15 protein-coding genes and 3 pseudogenes are annotated in these 16,340 nt (G+C 67.5%); 8 read left to right on the plus strand and 10 right to left on the minus strand.

The genetic code is table 11. From position 1 onward, the window contains the following. Positions 1-65: 65 nt before the first annotated feature. Entirely contained in the window at positions 66-698 is a 633-nt protein-coding gene (locus FHS42_RS28875; RefSeq protein WP_184577272.1) for an NADPH-dependent F420 reductase, read from the minus strand. Between the two features lie 292 nt (positions 699-990). Here FHS42_RS28875 and FHS42_RS28880 point away from each other — a divergent pair, with 292 nt between their 5' ends. Next, positions 991-1,908 (plus strand): LysR family transcriptional regulator, encoded by a 918-nt coding sequence (locus FHS42_RS28880; protein ID WP_184577275.1) that lies wholly within the window; start codon positions 991-993, stop codon positions 1,906-1,908. Positions 1,909-2,099: 191 nt separating this feature from the next. Here FHS42_RS28880 and FHS42_RS28885 read toward each other — a convergent pair whose 3' ends face one another. Continuing rightward, a complete protein-coding gene (locus tag FHS42_RS28885) occupies positions 2,100-2,735 on the minus strand; it encodes an NADPH-dependent F420 reductase (RefSeq protein ID WP_184577278.1) in 636 nt (211 codons plus the stop codon). Positions 2,736-2,773: 38 nt separating this feature from the next. After that, positions 2,774-3,508: an SDR family NAD(P)-dependent oxidoreductase gene (locus FHS42_RS28890; RefSeq protein ID WP_184577281.1), complete on the minus strand. Its 735-nt coding sequence runs from the start codon at positions 3,506-3,508 to the stop codon at positions 2,774-2,776. 144 nt (positions 3,509-3,652) lie between these two features. Between FHS42_RS28890 and FHS42_RS28895 the strand changes: the two genes are divergently transcribed. Beyond that, a complete protein-coding gene (locus FHS42_RS28895; RefSeq protein ID WP_184577284.1) occupies positions 3,653-4,264 on the plus strand; it encodes a TetR/AcrR family transcriptional regulator in 612 nt (203 codons plus the stop codon). A 291-nt stretch (positions 4,265-4,555) separates the two neighbouring features. On the opposite strand, the pseudogene FHS42_RS38760 reads toward FHS42_RS28895, so the two are convergent. The 4 genes and pseudogenes from FHS42_RS38760 to FHS42_RS39435 form a co-directional block, all read right to left on the minus strand. Further along, a pseudogene (locus tag FHS42_RS38760) lies at positions 4,556-5,142 on the minus strand (transposase); the annotation flags it as partial. 383 nt (positions 5,143-5,525) lie between these two features. Then, positions 5,526-6,914: a formylglycine-generating enzyme family protein gene (locus tag FHS42_RS28905; RefSeq protein WP_184577288.1), complete on the minus strand. Its 1,389-nt coding sequence runs from the start codon at positions 6,912-6,914 to the stop codon at positions 5,526-5,528. Positions 6,915-7,209: 295 nt separating this feature from the next. Then, on the minus strand, positions 7,210-7,596 hold the full coding sequence (locus FHS42_RS39255) for a GNAT family N-acetyltransferase (protein ID WP_184577291.1): 387 nt from the start codon (positions 7,594-7,596) through the stop codon (positions 7,210-7,212). Between the two features lie 498 nt (positions 7,597-8,094). Further along, positions 8,095-8,271: pseudogene (locus FHS42_RS39435) on the minus strand (IS30 family transposase); the annotation flags it as partial. 1,877 nt (positions 8,272-10,148) lie between these two features. On the opposite strand from FHS42_RS39435, the gene FHS42_RS28920 reads away from it, so the two are divergent. From FHS42_RS28920 to FHS42_RS28930, 3 genes and pseudogenes are all read left to right on the plus strand, one after another. Continuing rightward, positions 10,149-10,370, plus strand: a complete 222-nt coding sequence (locus FHS42_RS28920) for a hypothetical protein (protein WP_184577296.1) — start codon at positions 10,149-10,151, stop codon at positions 10,368-10,370. A gap of 135 nt (positions 10,371-10,505) precedes the next feature. Beyond that, positions 10,506-10,844, plus strand: a pseudogene (locus tag FHS42_RS28925) (transposase); the annotation flags it as partial. Positions 10,845-10,872: 28 nt separating this feature from the next. After that, positions 10,873-11,418: a DUF4760 domain-containing protein gene (locus FHS42_RS28930; RefSeq protein WP_184577302.1), complete on the plus strand. Its 546-nt coding sequence runs from the start codon at positions 10,873-10,875 to the stop codon at positions 11,416-11,418. 210 nt (positions 11,419-11,628) lie between these two features. On the opposite strand, the gene FHS42_RS28935 is transcribed toward FHS42_RS28930, so the two are convergent. Next, positions 11,629-11,880: a hypothetical protein gene (locus FHS42_RS28935; protein ID WP_184577305.1), complete on the minus strand. Its 252-nt coding sequence runs from the start codon at positions 11,878-11,880 to the stop codon at positions 11,629-11,631. Positions 11,881-12,177: 297 nt separating this feature from the next. Between FHS42_RS28935 and FHS42_RS28940 the strand changes: the two genes are divergently transcribed. Both FHS42_RS28940 and FHS42_RS28945 read left to right on the plus strand, forming a co-directional pair. Next, positions 12,178-12,399 carry a hypothetical protein gene (locus FHS42_RS28940; RefSeq protein WP_184577308.1) on the plus strand — a complete coding sequence of 74 codons (222 nt, stop codon included), beginning with the start codon at positions 12,178-12,180 and terminating at the stop codon, positions 12,397-12,399. A gap of 102 nt (positions 12,400-12,501) precedes the next feature. Then, entirely contained in the window at positions 12,502-12,882 is a 381-nt protein-coding gene (locus FHS42_RS28945; RefSeq protein ID WP_184577311.1) for a hypothetical protein, read from the plus strand. Between the two features lie 270 nt (positions 12,883-13,152). On the opposite strand, the gene FHS42_RS28950 is transcribed toward FHS42_RS28945, so the two are convergent. Next, the gene (locus FHS42_RS28950) at positions 13,153-13,392 is read right to left on the minus strand and encodes a hypothetical protein (protein WP_184577314.1); all 240 of its coding nucleotides are present in this window, start codon (positions 13,390-13,392) and stop codon (positions 13,153-13,155) included. Next, positions 13,362-14,579, minus strand: coding sequence for a PucR family transcriptional regulator (locus tag FHS42_RS38765; protein ID WP_184577317.1), 1,218 nt, complete (start codon positions 14,577-14,579; stop codon positions 13,362-13,364). The genes FHS42_RS28950 and FHS42_RS38765 overlap by 31 nt, the downstream gene beginning before the upstream one ends. Before the next feature lie 111 nt (positions 14,580-14,690). Here FHS42_RS38765 and FHS42_RS38770 point away from each other — a divergent pair, with 111 nt between their 5' ends. Beyond that, complete coding sequence (locus FHS42_RS38770) at positions 14,691-16,070, plus strand: Glu/Leu/Phe/Val dehydrogenase family protein (protein ID WP_184577320.1); 1,380 nt, start codon at positions 14,691-14,693, stop codon at positions 16,068-16,070. The last annotated feature ends 270 nt before the right edge of the window (positions 16,071-16,340 follow it).

A 16,340-nucleotide genomic window follows, 5' to 3' on the forward strand; every position in this document is an offset into this window, starting at 1 on the left:
CTGTTCTTCTCGTGCCGTAGATCGACTGGCGTGATGTGACGCGAGAAGCGGTGGTGCGGGTGCGCTCAGCCGAGAAACGTGATGCCGAGTGAGAAGTTGGCGTGCTTGACGGAGTGGGTGATGAGGCCCAGCTCCAGAAGGCCGACGTTCTCCAGGGCCCGTGCCATTGCCAGCTCCCCGGTGTCCATCGGGCGCAGACCCAGGCTCTCGATGAACGCCGACACGCGTGCCTTTGCCTGCGCATCGTCGCCGGCGATGAACACGTCCAATGGGCGGCCCTCGGCCGGGCCCGCCGCCAGAACATGGGAGAACAGGGTGTTGAACGCCTTGACGACATGCGCGCCTGCGGGGGCCGCCTTGGCGATCTCCTGCGCGCCGGAACTGCCGTCGGGGGTGACGAAGCCCTTGAAATCGGGGGTGACGGGGTTGGTGACGTCGATGATGACCTTGCCTTGCAGCGCGTCCCCGTACTCGCTCACCACCGCCACCGCACCGGCGTACGGCACGGCGAGGACGACGATGTCCCCGGCCGGGACGGCGCCGGCCGCCCCGGCAGTGGCGCCGCCGAGCACGCCGGCCAATTCCTTGGCCTTGGCCGGTTCGCGGCCGATGATCTCGACGGCGTTGCCGCCGGCGAGCGCCCGGGCGGCCAGGGCGCGGGCCACGCTCCCCAGGCCGATAATGCTGATGCTACTCATTGGTTTTGCTGCTTTCTGAAGCTGAACAAGACGCCATGCCCGCCCCGCCGTTGTTAACGGTTGTCTCGTCGATACCGTCGATACCGTCGAATGACGCAATGGGCGGCGTTCTATTTCTGATTCGCCAACTTTGGGCTGGATACTGCCAGCACGTTCCGATGTCGAATTCTTATGCTGAATTCGCTTCGACCTCGCTGGGTACCTCTTTAGGCTGCCATTGGCCCGAATGAGTGTCCAATACTTCCTTAAGCCGTGGTGATACCCTGAAGGCATCACCGGCCCGGGAGGCGCCATGGATCTGGACCTGCGCAAACTGCGTTACTTCGTCGCCGTGGCCGACCAGTTGCACTTCAGTCGCGCCGCCGACGAGCTCCATATCGCCCAGCCGGTGCTCAGCCGGCAGATCCGCGCGCTTGAGCAAGATCTCGGCGCCCCGCTGTTCACCCGGGATCGCCACGGCGTAGCACTGACCGACGCGGGCCGACAACTGCTGGCCGACTCCGGTCCGCTGCTCGCCTCCGCGCAGGCGGTCCGCCGCCGGGTGACCGCTGCCGCGCGCGGCAGCCAGCGGCTAACGGTCGGCTTCCGGGCAGGCATCCCAGTCATCCCGGCGGCGCGGGCGTTCGAAGCCCGGCACCCGGACGTGGTCGTAGACGTGCAGCGGATCGAATGGGGCGACCAGGCCACGATGCTGCTCGACGGCCGCATCGACGTCGGCTATGTGCGGCTGCCCATCGACGAGGTCGGCTTGCGCGTCACCCCGCTGTACACCGAGCCGCGGGTGGCGGTGCTGCCCGCCAGCCACCGGTTGGCCGGCAAGGAAGAGGTCACCGAAGCCGACCTGGCCGACGAACCGCTGGTCTGGCATGCCGACCCCAGCACACAGCCCACCAGACGCCCGCACCCTAACGCCGGCTACCTGGTGCGCGGGGTAGACGAGACGCTCGAGCATGTCGCGGCCGGCCGAGGCATCTCATTCCTAGCCCGTTCGGCGACCGTGTTCTACTCACATCCAGACATCAGCTACGTGCCCATCCCGGATCTGGCACCCGACCAGGTATGCCTCGCGGTGGCGGCAACGCACGCCTCGCCAGTGGTCGATGACTTTGTCACCGCGGCTCAGGCGACGGCCGAGATCACGGCAGAATGTGGGAACTATGAAATGTGGCAGCTGCAGCTTGGAAGCGATGCCGTTTCAAAGCGTAGTTGAGCACTCCGACTGACAACAGCAACACGGGACACACGCCCAGGGCAATTGCGAAGGACTTCAACCCGGGGGCGGAGGGCCATGTCGGCGGCTCTTGTGCCGGTGGGTTTTAGCTTCGAACACCTCCCTCAATAGCGGGCCCGACTACGGGAAGTGTGACGCCAACCTTCGTTGGGCGTGCTTTCGGTGATCCGTCAACCGTTCGCTCGGGCGGGAAGTTCGGTGATGCTGAGGGCGAAGTCCAGGTTCCCCACCCCGTGGTTGGCGAGGCCCACCGTGACCACGCCCGCTCCTTCCAGCCAGTGCGCCATTTTCAGGCTGCCGACGTCCAGCGGGCGCAGCCCGAGGCTCTCGACGAACACCCCCACACTTGCCTTGGCCTGCGCACTATCGCCGGCGATGAAGACGTCAGGCCGCCCCTTCTCCAGGACATGGCGGAAGACGGTGTTGAACGCCTTCACCACGCTGGCGCTGGCCGGGGCCGCCTTGGCGACTTCCTGCGCGATCGAGGTCTCCTCGCGGTGGGCCAGCCCGTCGAACGTGCTGTTGAAGGGGTTGCTGATGTCAACGATGACCTTGCCCGCGAGAGCGTCTGCGTACTGGGTGACGACCGGCACGACGCCGTCGTGCAACAGGGCCACGATGACGATGTCCCCGGCCGGGGCGGTGCCCCATTCTCCCGTCATGGTGCCGCCGCCGAGAGCCTGGGCCAGGTCAGCGGCTTTGGACTGATCGCGCCCCAAGACCTCGACGGTGTTGCCGCCCGCTATCGCCCGCGCGCCGATGGTTCGGGCCATGTTCCCGGTCCCGATGATGCTGATGTTGCTCATGAGGTGTCCTGTCCTGATTGTGGTTGTAGTTGTTCGGTTCAGATGGCGGTGGTGCCGCCGTCGGCGACGAGTTCCATGCCGTTGACGTAGCTGGAGTCGTCGGAGGCGAGGAAGAGGGCGGCAGTGGCGATCTCGTCGGGGCGGCCCATGTGGCCGCGGGGGATGAGGGACTCGAACTGGCGCTTGGTGGCCTCGTCGAAGAGTTCTGCCTGCTTGGCGGTGGCCACCTGGCCGGGGGTCAGGACGTTGACGCGGATGCGGCGGTCCTTGAGTTCGTTGAGCCAGATTCGGGCCCAGGCCTGCTGGACGGCCTTGCTGCCGGCGTAGACGCTCCAGCCGGGAAAGGCGCCGAGGGAGGCGTTGGAGCCGGTCATGAGGATGGAGCCGCCGTCGTTGAAGAGCGGCAGGGCCTTTTGGACGGTGAACATGGTGCCGCGGGCGTTGAGCCCGAACCAGGTGTCGAACTGCGCCTCGGTGATCTCGCCGAGCGGAGCGGGCTCGCCCCCGCCTGCGCTGGCCCACAGCACGTCGAGGCTTCCCTTCTCCCGCTTGACGGTGTCGTACAGGCGGTCCAGGTCGTCCAGGTCGGCGGCGTCGCCCTGGACGCCGGTGACGTTGCGGCCGATCTGCTTCACGGCCTCGTCCAGAGCATCTTGGCGGCGGCCGGTGATGAAGACGTGTGCTCCCTCGGCGACGAACAGCTTCGCGCCGGCCAGTGCCATGCCGGTGGTGCCGCCGGTGATGACCGCGACCTTGCCGTCGAGTTTTCCCATAGTCATTCCCTTGGGTCGGTGGTGCCGTGTGTGCCTGGGGCGACGACGTTAAGTACACCGTCTTGTGTGCTTAACGTACGCGGCGGGCGGCCGGGTTGCAAGCTATGTACACCGGTCGTTACCCAGTTGCGGTACGCTGGGCCCATGACGGAGTTGGAGAAGGGCCCCACGGGTAGCCGCCGCGGCCGGGGCGCCCGCGAGCGCATCCTCGGTGCGTCCCGGCAGCTGTTCCGCGAGCAAGGCATCAACCGCACCGGCATGGATCAGCTCTGCGCGGTGGCCGAGGTGTCCAAGCGCACGGCCTACCAGCACTTCACCGGCAAGGACGAACTCGTCGCCGAGTACCTGCGCCGGTTCGACCCCTCCGTACTGTCCGGCGTGTTCGACCGCACCGACCTCACGCCCCGCGAACGGCTCCTGGCCGTCTTCGACATCCCCCCCACCACCCCCTTGTGCCCCTACATCGCCGCCGCCGTCGAACTCCACGACCCACAGCACCCCGCATCCCAGTACGCACGCGACTACAAGAAAGCCGTCGCCGCGCGGCTCGCCGACACCGCCCGCGAAGCCGGAGCCGCCGACCCCGAACAGCTCGGCGAGCAGCTCGCGCTGCTCATCGACGGCGCCGCGGCCCGCACCCGGGTCCTCGACGCCAACGCCTTCCCCACCGCCGCTGCCGTCGCCACCGTCCTCATCGACAACGCCATCCCCACCGCAGCCGGCGATGACCAGCGACGGGAGGAAGTGGCAAGGTGAGTTGACACTTTGCGGCCGGGGTGGACGCGCTGCCGGTCACGTGGCAGCACCGGCTGGTACGCGACACCAGCGGCCCTACACCTAGCCCGGAGCTGCTGGCTTTCACGGAACTGGCCGCCCGCCTGCTGAAGGCCGCAGCAGAGCCGCCCGAGAGACCAGCGACCCCAAGGACCCGCCGACGTGGTCGGGCCGGCAGCTGCCGGCCCCGCACGCTGCCGTAGCGCTGAGAGGTCGCTTTCGTCCGATGTTTCATCCCTAGATGACATGTTCTGTGGTCGTCTTAGGGTCGCGTCAGGAAGTGGCGTTCTCGCTGGTGAGGCGGCAGGCCACGAGATCGGTCGTGGCAATGTGAATCACGGCTTCGGAGCGGTTGGCAGGGGCTCGTAGTCCGCGGGCAAGGCGGCAGCGGAACATGAGCCAGCCGTAGGTCTGCTCGACCGTCCACCGCTTCGGGATAAAAGTGAAGCCTCTGCTCCCAGGCCTGCGGGCAGTGATCTCCCTATCGATACCGAGGTGGCGGCATGCTCAACGAGGTGCCGCGGTAACCGCCACGACCCGCACCGTGCGAATGCCCGTATGGTCAGCGGCGACCTGGTCGAGCAGCGCAGTGCCGGCAACGGAGTCCTGCACGCTGGCCGCGGTCACCAGCACGGCGAGGAAAGGCCGAAGGTGTCGGTAACGATGCTCCGCTTCCTGCCGACAACCTTCCTGTCGACGATCTTCTTGCCGGCGTCGGCGCTCTGGCCGGTGGCGGGAACGCTGGTGAAGGTCTTGACGCTCTGAGCGTCGATCACGCAGGCCGTCGACTCAGCGTCCCGGCCTTCCCTCTCCTGCAGAAGCCGCCGGAGCAGGCCATTGAGCTGGACAAACATGCCCTCGGGCGGCGCCGGAGGCGACGGCATCTCGGCCGACGAGGACTTCCATGGCGCGGACGTTCCGGGCAGCGAAGTATCCGGCGTCGTTGTCGGCCTCGGCGAGCGTGTTCGGGGTGATGTTGGCTTAATGGGCGGTGGCTTCGGGAGTTCGATGCCTGGGCCATTCCTGCAGCTCGAACAGGGTCATGGGCTCCTTGGCGTTGTAGAGCCTGCGCAGCGATGAGTTGGATCAGAGGCTGCGGCTCTGTAGGCCAGCTGGTGATCTGACAGAACGGTGAAGACGTCGCCGACGTGCTGGTCCTGGTCGAGCCGGGCGGGCGTGTGCGGCTGGACGTGTCCGCCGTGGTGGCAGGCCTCGCCGTGCCATCCGTCTGCCCTTGGAGTCGTCACAGGTCCCGTACGAGACGGAAACCGAACATGTTGGTACGGGCTTCGGAGGAGAGATAGCCGTTGCGGTAGGCGGTGCGGAGGTTCTGCGGTCGGTAGTTCCAGGCGCCTCCGCGCACCACGATGAAGGGTGCCTGGCCGTGCCTCACCGAGGCGTCGGTGCTCGCGTCCTTGAGGTTGTTCACCCAGGTGTCGGCAACGAATTCTCGTGCGTTTCCGGTCATGTCGTGCAGGCCGAAGGCGTTGGGGTTGAATGACGCGGCGGGAGAGGTGTGTGCATGGCCGTCGTGGACGTCCGGTACGTGGTCCCATACGGTGCTGCCTGCTCTGAAGCGGTTGGCGGCGAAGGCGTCTTCGTCGTAGGTGTTGGCATGGGCGCCGGCCGATTCGATGTCGTCGCCCCAGAAGAAGGCGGTGGTGGAACCGGCACGGGCGAGGTACTCCCATTCGCCTTCGGTGGGGAGTCGGTAGGTGTGTCCGGTGCGCCGCGACATCCATACGGTGAAGGCCTGGGCGTCGTACTTGGTGATGCCGACCACGGGGTGTGCGTCACTTTGGGGGAAACCGGGATCGAGATAGTTCAGGCGGGGCCGGAAGTCCATCCAGCCGTCCTGGTGCGGCTGCCAGGCGCGCATGCCTTGAGCGGGCTTGTGACCGGTCTCTTTCACGAACTGCTTGAACTGGCCGACGGTCACCTCGGTCTGACCGGCCGCGATCGAGTGGGCGACCGTCACGTGGCGTTGCGGCCGTTCGAAGCTGCGTCGGCCTTGCGGTACTTTCCACTGCTGCTGTTGCTGCGCGGTGGCTCCGGCGGTGTAGGCGCCGCGCGGGATGACGACCATCGTCATCGCGTGGCGTTCGTGGGTGTCGGTGAAGAGGGTGCCCGGGGAGGTCGTGGCGCTCACGGGGGTGGTGGTGAGGGCAGCGAGGTGAAGTCGGCGGGTCGGGTCGGGCCTGCGCAGATCATGTCGGATCTCTGTGATCTCGGTCGACCACTCGGCGAGCGCGGCTCGCATGAGGGGATCGGTGGCAAGGAAGGGGTTCGGTTCGAAGCCGGGCTTCGAACTCTCCCGTACCCAGTAGCCGGTTTCTGCCTCAAGCCGGGTGAGTTGCCGGGTGAATGCACGGGCTTGAGGCACTGCCGACGGCTGCTCGCGCGCGACGCGCCGAAGGGATTTAAGGACTCGGCGTACAGCGGTGTCGACGCTCGGGTAAGTGGCAGCGATCGACCCGCGCCAGGTCAGGCTCTTTTCAAGCCGGGACAGTGACGCTTCGAGTTCCCTCACGGGTCGGCCGGCCGGGGCCTCTTCCGCTGACGCGGAAATGGTTCCCGGGGTGATCAGGGCCAGACTCAGGGCGGCGATGACGGTCGGGCGAAGTGCTCTCATCCCAATATCCTTGCGACGGTTTTGGCGCGACCTTGCTCACAGTAAAGGCAAGAGGGCTGTATGCCGATGACCTCGGTCGGCGGTCGTGAGGCCGGCTGTAGGTTTCCGTTCTCCGTGTCTTCTTCCGCGCCGTGATGTCGTCGCCGTTTCGGATACGACACGGCAGCGGGATCATGCCCCCGGCATCGCTGGCTCCACCCTTTGCGTACCGGACCGCCCCTGTCGTCATCAATGCGTACGGCTGGGGCATGTCAGCAGCATGGGGTGGTGATTAATCCACCCTGAAGAACGCGATCTAACCAACCTGTCTCATCGCGGCATACAAGAGCATGTCCACACGCTTCCCGCCGATCTCCTGATGCCACCTAAGGAGCCCCTCGCGCTCATACCCCGCGAGTTCCGCTGTGCGCACGGAGGCCACATTCCATGCCTCTATGTAGAGCTCGATTCGACATAGCTCCGGTATGGACCAGGCAAACCGAGTCAGCGCGATGAGTGCTTGACCTGCGATCCCGCGGCCCCGGCTGCGGGGGCGACGGAGTAGCCCGCTGTCGCCCGGCCTGCGGCGATAGGCGCGAGCCATAGACCGGCCGTGCCGAGTGCCTCGTCGGTGTCGTTGTCCGCCACGCAGAAGGAGTGACCAACTCCAGTGTCGAGATGGCTGACCTGTCGCTCGATGCACGCGAGAGCATCCTCGCGGCTGGCGCTGCCAGCTAGCGACCCGGTGTTCGGCACGTACGGATCGGTCGGCAGGTCCGTGACCATACCCACCTCACGGTACTCAAAAGCTCGGAGACGCACGTCCCTGAACGTCGGAGCGATTGACGGCATCACAAGATCGGCAGGACTCATGGAAACGATCTTCTCCACGTCCTTCCGGTTGAGCGACACGATTTCTCGACGATCCGATGGAGGTCACGTCCTGTCATCGAAATGAGCTGAGGAAAACGACCCGAAGGCGGGACTGCGTCACCGGCGCGACCACGGAATTGAGCCGTAAAAACGCAGGTCACCGAAGCGCAGGTGGACACGGCTCACGGGAACCTAGACCGGCAGCCGAGTTCCAGTTTAGTTGTGTGTGCGGGGGAGATACCGCGACGGCTGAGGCGGTTCCTCCGGCTCCGGTGGCCCGGGCGTCTGCCCGGGCTCCTGGTAGATCGGAAGAAACCACCTTGAGGCCCTTGCCGGGCGCGTGGTGGCCGTTGCGCCACTTCTTGCCCGTGCGCAGGTCGATCCCGACGATGCGGGCCGCTACCCGGGTGCTGTAACCCTGCTCCATGAGCTGGAAGTATGCGGCCCGCTCGCTGGTCAGCTTCCCGGCCCCCGGCTTCCTGTTCTTGCGGATCTCGGAATCCATCGCACCCTTGAACTGGGGTGTTGCGACGACCACTAGAACTCAAGGGGCAGAAGGGCCTGCACGCGCTCAGACCCACTTCGCAGTCGGTTCGCAGGTCGTCAGCGTGCGGCAGCAGAGCGGCATCGTGGGCGGTGCCCGGTGGACAGTCCTGGCACCGCCCACGACGACGGGCTATCGCATGAAAGTTCGTCGTCATTCGAGAACAAGGGACAGCATCTCCGACGTCCCCGTCGCCATCCGTCCTCGCCCCCGACCGCTTCGACTACGCCCTCGTCCAAGGTGGTGCCCTGTGCAACTGAGCGACCTCACATTCAGCGGAGACAATTCCAGGCTGGTTCCGCGTCAACTCCTGGAGACCCCCCATGAGCCCGGAAAACACAAGTTGCCTGAATCCGGACCCCTGACGGTCAAGAATCCGAACATCAACATTCACTTCGTCCCGAAGACGGCAGGGAATCTCCGCTACGCCGTGCGTGTCAACGGAAGCATCGAATACGAACACGTATACAGGGTGTGCGACTCCCAGGTGGGCTCTCCAGTCATTGTTTGGGGAGTCGCACATTACGACTTCGACTCAGCGTCCGATAACCAGGCGTGCGAGATTATCCTGGAACTCGAAAACTCATGGTTGATCGCCCGATTCTGACCCGCGGATCGGGTGAAGCCGACAGCCGTTCGCCCGACAGGGAGACAGAACGATGCATCGCTCGACCAGCGACTTCCCCGGCCGCTGCCCACTCAGGTTGCTCTGCCCGGGTTCCTGCAGATCCGCCAGCGCAGTTACTCGCCGCAAGCGATCCTCAGCGACTCCCCCGAGGAATAGACGCAGATCATCACGACACCGCTCGGCCACTCGGGCCGCTCGCCGGGAACGTCGCGATCCGCAGGGGCCTCGCAGCACACCTCGTCCAGGCCGCGACGGGCATGTCGTTAGAAGGAAGCAGGGGCCTACCTCGGCATCCCGCCGGCATGGATGGAAGCCTGGGGAAGATTCCGCCCTCTGAAAGAGTGCCTGCGCGGACGCCGGCCGCACGGACTACTGACACTTGTGATGTCGGAACCACTGACAAATTCCGTGTCGGCCGACACCACCGGTAGGGCAGGACGTCAGCGGCTGTCTGGGCGGCTTCGCGTGCGCGATCGAGTGTGAACGGTCGTCCTGATCCTTCAGGAGCCGCAGAGCACGGCGCAAAGCCTCGCGGGCCTGCGTGGCGTCGGGGCGCGGCGGGCGGTCCGAGACATGTGAACTCCTCAAACACAAACACGAGTTGAGCTTACAGTCGCATCAGGTTGGGGCGGGCCAGATGAAGGGGTGAAGCCTGGCCCGCTCGCTATGCCGCCACGCTCGGGCACGGCCGGCGTTCAGTCGGAACCCGGGCACCGGCGGGTTTTGGTTATGCGGCGTGGGGCTCCTGGTGGGTAGGTAGGGCGGCCAGCGGGGAGCGACGCCCGGGCAGTGTGGCGCGGCTGGCTGGCCAGTCGAAGGCGGCTGAGGCCAGGAGGTGGTCGATCCGAGCCGGCGCCGGGCCGTCGTAGGCCAGACCCTGCGCGGCAGGGGGTCGGCGACCGTGCGGACGTCGTTGGCGGCCTGCTCGGCGCCAATGCCGTACCGGGCGGCGAAGTGGCCGGCGATCTCTTCATGGCTATTGGAGGCGAGCAGGAACATCACCGCGGTCGGCGTCGGGTAGGCCCAGCGGCTGGTGTAGACAGCGCTTGAATTTCGCGCCCAGGTCATAGGCCAGCGTCGCGTGTCCAGGCCCGAGTTGGCCGGGGGAGAGTCTCGGTGATAGGGGAAGGACACCGTGGAAAAGCGGAACGGGGCACGCAAGGGTGCTCGGCGATCAAGGAACCCAGCGCGCCGCGAGGTGGAGCGCCTGTTGTCGGGGAACGTACTGGGCGAGCGCATGTACGCCGCCCCTAGGACGGCCAATCGGTCAGCGGTGCAGCCGGGGGACGTCATCCCGGTGAACACCCCGGTACTACCTGACGGCATCGTGATCCGAGACGCGATCCGCGCCGACGCGGACCCGCTGGAGCCGTTGATCCGGCTGGCCGATCCGGAGAACCCCGGCGGGTCTGGCGGGTGCTTCCCACCGTGATCGACCAGAGCTTTGATCCGGAAAAGCCCACGTACGCGCGGGCGGCGGAGGCGGCGTTGTCCGGCGCGCTGGTCGGCGGCCTGCTCACGCTGCCGGCGACGTGGGCCTTCACCCACCCGTGGCTCGCGAGACGCCGCACGCGAAATGCTCTGGCGACTGCGTCTCACCCACCCGCGGATCACCCAGGTCTCGGCCGACTCCGCCTACGCCGGCAAGCTCGTCGGCCGGGCGGAGGACTTCCTCCACATCACCCTCAAGACCGTCCCCCGCCCCAGGGTTGCCAAAGGGTTCGTCGTCCTCCCGCGTCGCTGGCGTGTTGAGCGCACACTGGGATCGATCATGAACGCCCTTCGCAATGCCCGGGATTACGAGCGCCTCCCGCAGCACTCCGAAGCCCATCTGAACTGGTCGCTCATCACTCTCATGATCAAGCGACTCACATGGAGGAAGTCCGCCACCGGCTGGGCTAAGGAGTCGTAGCCCACCCGAGGAGATTTCGTCCGTGGACGCGACCATAACGCTGAACCTCGCCGCTTTGTTCATCTCCCTCGCGGCACTGATCGTTTCCATACTGCTGACCCAGCGGCAGATCCGCCTCAGCAACGGCGGGAACCACCTGCCAGTGATTCTCGAAGCCTTCAAGATGCACCACAACCCGGCATACCTTGAGGCTGAGAAGTACCTCCTGCACGAACTAGCCCAGGAGCACTCCGCCGACTGCGGCTGCACCGGCCTCCCCGAGCCAGCGCGAACCCACGCGTTGACCATAGGAATGTACTTCGACGACCTCGGCAAGCTCGTCGCCCACGACGTAATCGATCAAAATCTGATTGTCGGGTCCTACGGCGTGGAGGGAATCGTCTGCATGTGGGACGCCCTGGCCCCGTACGTCTACCAACAGCGGCGCACGCACGACAACCACTTCTGGATCTACTTTGAGAACCTCGCAGCCCGCACCGCTGCTACACCGAACTCCCTGGTATACGCCGCCCTGAGCCTGTGTTCACGCCCACCGCAACAGCCACCGCGCACACCCCGGCCGAACTGAATTCCACCCCTTCGCAGGAGACAACTGGCGTCGGTAACACGCGAAGTCATCGTTCTCCCGTTCCACCCAGCGTCGCGCCTTCGTGGAACACCAAGCTGGCCCCCCTCCGCGCTATGCCCGGCTCCGATTCGAGGAGAGGGATCAAAAACACTCACTCCGTACGTCACCGAGATGACGTACGGGCGCGAGCAAAGCCGCCAGGCGGGTCGCTCATTCAGCAATGTCGATGTGGGCGTTCTCCGCAGGTTGTTCAGCCTTGTCTTCCTTGGGCAAGCCCAGGTCGCCGCACTGATTGGCCGGCGCGGAAAACGGCAGGGCGAGGAGATTGGACACCACACCGCCGGACGCGTGCTGTGCGCTGGCGACGTGGGCCGAGCCGCTGTTGGCACACTGGTTGTCGTTCGTGCTGTTGCCAAAGCCGATGACCGACGTGGCATCCGCCGCGGTGGCGGTGAACGCCACCAGGCCGACCGCAGCTACAGCTACCGCGGTCCCTCGTTTGCTCGCTGACACAACAGATCTCCTCACCGCCGACACGTGCCGACGAACGGGTTTGGTATATGCCTCCTAAGGACAACGACGCCTGAGCCGACGTGTCACACTCACCTGTCAATCGATCAAGATCACCAGTCAGAGGTCAATGAGGTGATCCCACGGCGGGCATGTGCATGGTCGGCAGGCGGCACCGTCCGTGCAACTCGCACAACCGGCGCGGGACGGCCGAGCAGTCGCAGCTCGGGTGGTAGTCGGGATCGCCGCATGCAAGTCCGAGTGGACGAGGGCCTTCCACACCCCCCGGTACTCGGTGACGACGTTCATCACCTCGGCGAACGGGGCGGCTTCCAGTTTTGCGGTGTCGGCCATCAGGTGCTGTGGCCATGGGGCGAGAGCGGCCCACAGCGCGACGACGTTTTGCGGGCCCTCGTCTTCACCGAACTGGTGAGGCGGGCAGGTCGGTACCGGCTGTGCACCGGCGCGTAGTTCCTGTTGCGCCATCAGGTTCCTCTCCGGTCGATGGCGTCCAGTCCTACCCGCGGTCCGCCCAGGGCCGCAGGTTGTTTCCCGATCGGATGTCACGGGGCCGTGGTCGCCCACGCCGTGCTGCGCAGCACGGTGGCCCGTGCCGGCATAGGGGTTTATTCCGTTCTTTCTGGCTGGTCTGAGGTTCTAGGGACCACGGCGAGTCGGAAGCGACTGGAGCACCAGCTCGGCTCCGCGCTCCCCTCCCTCAGCAGCGACGAACGCATCAGGGTGCTGACCCAGGTCGATCGACGACCAGTGCACGGTCGGCGACGACCACTCCTGTCGTCCCTGCCGGCCGCAGGCGATCCGCACTTCGCGTACCAGTACTACCGGCGCGTTCTCGCCCCGCTGGGGCTGGACGCCCCAGACGCCGACGAAGATCTGCTGGATGTCGTCGAAGCCGACATCGAGCGCGTCTTCACTGACTGGCGCTTCCGGTAACACGTCCCCTACCCCGCCGCCGAGCTGCACGGGGCAAGGCCGGTGGTCCCCCTCGCCCACCGGACACCGGCGGCCGGGGCGTTGAGGGTCGGCGGCCGTAGCGATTTCGGTGGCGGCGTGAACCTCGGACGGGCTGCACTGGATGGAGACCGGCGAGGACTGGTACGACTAGCAGGTGTCGGTGTGCAGGACATGGCGGCGGGCGAAGGTTGCGCCTAGGGCCCGGCGGCCCCTGGTGGGGTTGGAGGCCGCCGGGCGGTTGGCGGGGCCTTAGGCGGTCTTGTGGCTGTTCTGCTTCTCGACCAGCTCGGCGCGGGCGAGCTGGAGTGCCTTGATCTGGTCCCGTGTACCCCGCGAGTGGTGGGTGGCCCGGGGCGCGGCGGCGGGTGGGCCGGTGCCGGCGCGGCGATACGGGGTCGCCGGCGTCGCTCGGCGCGCCGCGGCGGCCGGTCCGGCGCGGGACGTGCCGGAGCGCGCCGTCACGCCGTGTCGGCCGTACGCGCCAGGCACGCGTGCAGGGTGAGCGCCACGTGGAGCGCGACCGCGCGCCAGCCGTCGTCGAGCGCCGGGGAACCGATGAGTTGCCTGACCCGGTTGAGCCGGTAGTACAGCGTGGCGCGGTGGATGGCGAGGTGGGCGCACGCGGCCGGGGCACCGCGACCGGCGTCCAGGTAGGCGAGCGCGGTCCGCCAGTGCTCCGGGCCGCCGTCGCGGAGCAGCACATACGCGTCCTCGCTGATCTCGCGCACGGTGGCGGGGGTCAGCGTCAGGCCGTACAGCAGGCGCCATGGGCCCAGTTCCCGCCAGCGCAGCGGCGCACCGGGCGCGCCGCGCAGCGCGGCGACCTCGGCGGTGAAGCGGGCCCGGCGCGCGGCCTCGGGCAGGTCCTCGGCCGCGTCGGCGCTCGTGGTCCCCATCGCCGTCCGATATCCGGCGGTAGGTGCGACGTGGCACAGCGACGCCTCGACGACCTCGGCGTCCCCTGCGGTGCGGTTGCGGGAGAGCGTGAGCAGGGTTTCCCCGGCCAGCCCGGCTAGGAACGGCCGGCCGAACTGCCGGCGCGCGAGGTCCGGCAGCGGGTCCCTCAGCCGCGCCCGGTCCATCGCGGCATCCGGTCGCGGGGTGGCGGCCTGGACGGCGTGCACGGTGAACGTCCCGTCGCCCGGCAGACGCCCGAGCCCGATCGCCTCGCGAACGGCGTTCGCCGCCGTCTCCTCGCACGTCGCGGCGGCCAGCAGGGTGGCTATCGTTTCAGCGCGGGCCCGCAGCACCGTGTCGTCGGCCCACATCAGGTCAGCGAGGTCGGCAGCGACCCGGCAGGCCCGGGCCGTGGCGCCGAGTGGGGCGGGTGGCTCGTCGAACAGCCACAGGTAGCCCAGGAGTCGCCCGTCGCGCCGGATGGGGAAGCAGATCCGCGGCAGCATGCCGAAGCCGGGGTGGGCGGGCAGCCGCACCGGCCGCGTCGAGATGGCGATGTTCCGGTCCAGCATCCACGGGACGGGCCCCGGGGGCGGGGCGCGGTCGATGATGGCGTCGATGCGGACCTGGTCGATGGGGCCGGTCTGCGCGCTGGCGCACAGCAGCCCGAGTTGCGGGTCATCCACCGCGACCGAGCGCCCGATGGCCCTCGCCAGGTCGTCCACGAGTGCCTGCACGCGGCCCAGTTGGGCCATCTCGAAGCCGTTCGGTTGCGACACCTGTCGAACCTAGTCGAGCTGTCTGTCGCGGGACAAGCCGGCCGGCGGTGCCCCACCATCGGGGTGTTCCGCGAGCATGGGCACCGAGCCCGGCTGACAAGGGGGCACTGCGTGGACGACAGCCTGTTCACCCCACTGGCCGCCGCCGGCCTGACGAGCCTCACGGTGCAGTACGACTGGCGCACCGACCGGCACCGGCTGTTCGCTGCCCGGGAGTGGGAGCCGGACCTGGATTTCGCGCGCTACCGCGCGGAGTTCGACGCCGAGACGCTGCTCACCCCGGACGGGATCTACCTCAACCACCGCCAGGTGGAGCGGTTGTTCGCCGAGCATGGCCTGTCTGGCTACCTGTCGACCGTGCTGGACCTGGTGAGGGCGGGCCGGCACGTCGGGATCGAGGCGTACTTCCACGCCGGCAAGGACATCCGCTTCCTGTGCCACCAGCACAGCAGGCGCCAGGGGGTGATGAACCGACGGCACGCGATCATGGCTGGCGGCATCCGGCGCCACGCGCCCACCGAGCGCGAACTGGACGTCATCGTGGACGGATTGAACCTCGGGCGTGCCATGAGCTTCAAGAACGTCGCCGCCGGGATCGACTTCGGTGGCTGCAAGACCACCGTGCAGATGGCGCCGCTGTACCTGGCTGACCTGGCGGCCGTCGGGTTCCTCGCCTACGCGCTCGACCGATGCCGGACCATGACCGGGCCGGACATGAACTTCCCGACCGGGATGTCAGACGTGGTCAACGCCCACTTCTCGGCCTCGTTCACCAGCGGCCCCGGCTCGCCCCTGGGCGAGACGGGCCGGCCCACCGCCTACGGCACCTTCCTCGCGCTGCGGGAGGCGGTGCGCTTCCGCGAGGGCCGCGCCTCGCTCGCCGGCAAGAGCGTGGCCGTGATGGGCCTGGGCGCGGTCGGCTGGCACATGGCCGAGCACCTGCTCGACGCGGGAGCGTGCCTCTATGTCGCCGACACCGACGAGGACAAGGTCGGGCGGTTCCTGGCCGCGCACGCGGGCGGGCGGACCGGCGGTGGGAGCGGGGCGTCGCGCGGCGCCGTCCACGCCGTACCGGCCGCGCGAGTCCTGGACCTGGAAGCCGACGTGCTCTGCCCCTGCGCCGTCGGTGGCATTTTGAGCGAGGAGGCCATCGCGCAGCTTCGCTTCCAATACGTCTTCGGCCCGGCCAACAACCAACTGGCCGCCACCGACCAGCGCGAGGAGATCCGCCTGGCCCGCCTGTTGGCTGAGCGCGGCATCCTCTTTCAGACCGAGTGGTGGCACAACACCGCCGGAGTCATGTGCGGCGCCGAGGAGTACCTGCACGGGGCCGACGCCAGCTACGACCGGCTGCGCGAGAGGATTGAGCGCACCGTGCCGGCCAGGACACAACACAACCTCGCGGAGGCCGAGCGCCTCGGCATCACCCCTACCGAGAACGCGTACCGCGTCTGCGTAGACCGGATCTACCCGCCGTCCGCCATGGAGTGAACACCGCGCACGCGCTGCGTTCCCACCCGGCCAGAAAGGCGGCCTGCCGAACATGGCCGGTACGCGGCCCCGCGCACCGGCCGGCCGCGGGCCGGGCCCCCGGCCGTAGTGGCCCTCCCGTCGAGCCAGTGGTTCCGGACGCGGGCGCCGTGCGGACGGTCGGGGCACAGATCGGGTCTCAGGAGGCGGCCGTCACGTCGCTCCTGGGCGGGGGGTCGAGTGTGTCGCGACCCGGCGGGTCCGGCGGGGTGGTGCGCGCGGGGCGCGGGC

The organism is Streptomyces zagrosensis, assembly GCF_014203645.1.
Taxonomy (GTDB): domain Bacteria; phylum Actinomycetota; class Actinomycetes; order Streptomycetales; family Streptomycetaceae; genus Streptomyces; species Streptomyces zagrosensis.

Coding starts and splice junctions, on each gene's coding strand:
- FHS42_RS28895 (WP_184577284.1), top strand. CDS start 3,653: ATGACGGAGTTGGAGAAGGGCCCCACGGGTAGCCGCCGCGGCCGGGGC.
- FHS42_RS28875 (WP_184577272.1), bottom strand. CDS start 698: ATGAGTAGCATCAGCATTATCGGCCTGGGGAGCGTGGCCCGCGCCCTG.
- FHS42_RS28890 (WP_184577281.1), bottom strand. CDS start 3,508: ATGGGAAAACTCGACGGCAAGGTCGCGGTCATCACCGGCGGCACCACC.
- FHS42_RS28905 (WP_184577288.1), bottom strand. CDS start 6,914: ATGAGAGCACTTCGCCCGACCGTCATCGCCGCCCTGAGTCTGGCCCTG.
- FHS42_RS28880 (WP_184577275.1), top strand. CDS start 991: ATGGATCTGGACCTGCGCAAACTGCGTTACTTCGTCGCCGTGGCCGAC.
- FHS42_RS28885 (WP_184577278.1), bottom strand. CDS start 2,735: ATGAGCAACATCAGCATCATCGGGACCGGGAACATGGCCCGAACCATC.
- FHS42_RS28940 (WP_184577308.1), top strand. CDS start 12,178: ATGCAAGTCCGAGTGGACGAGGGCCTTCCACACCCCCCGGTACTCGGT.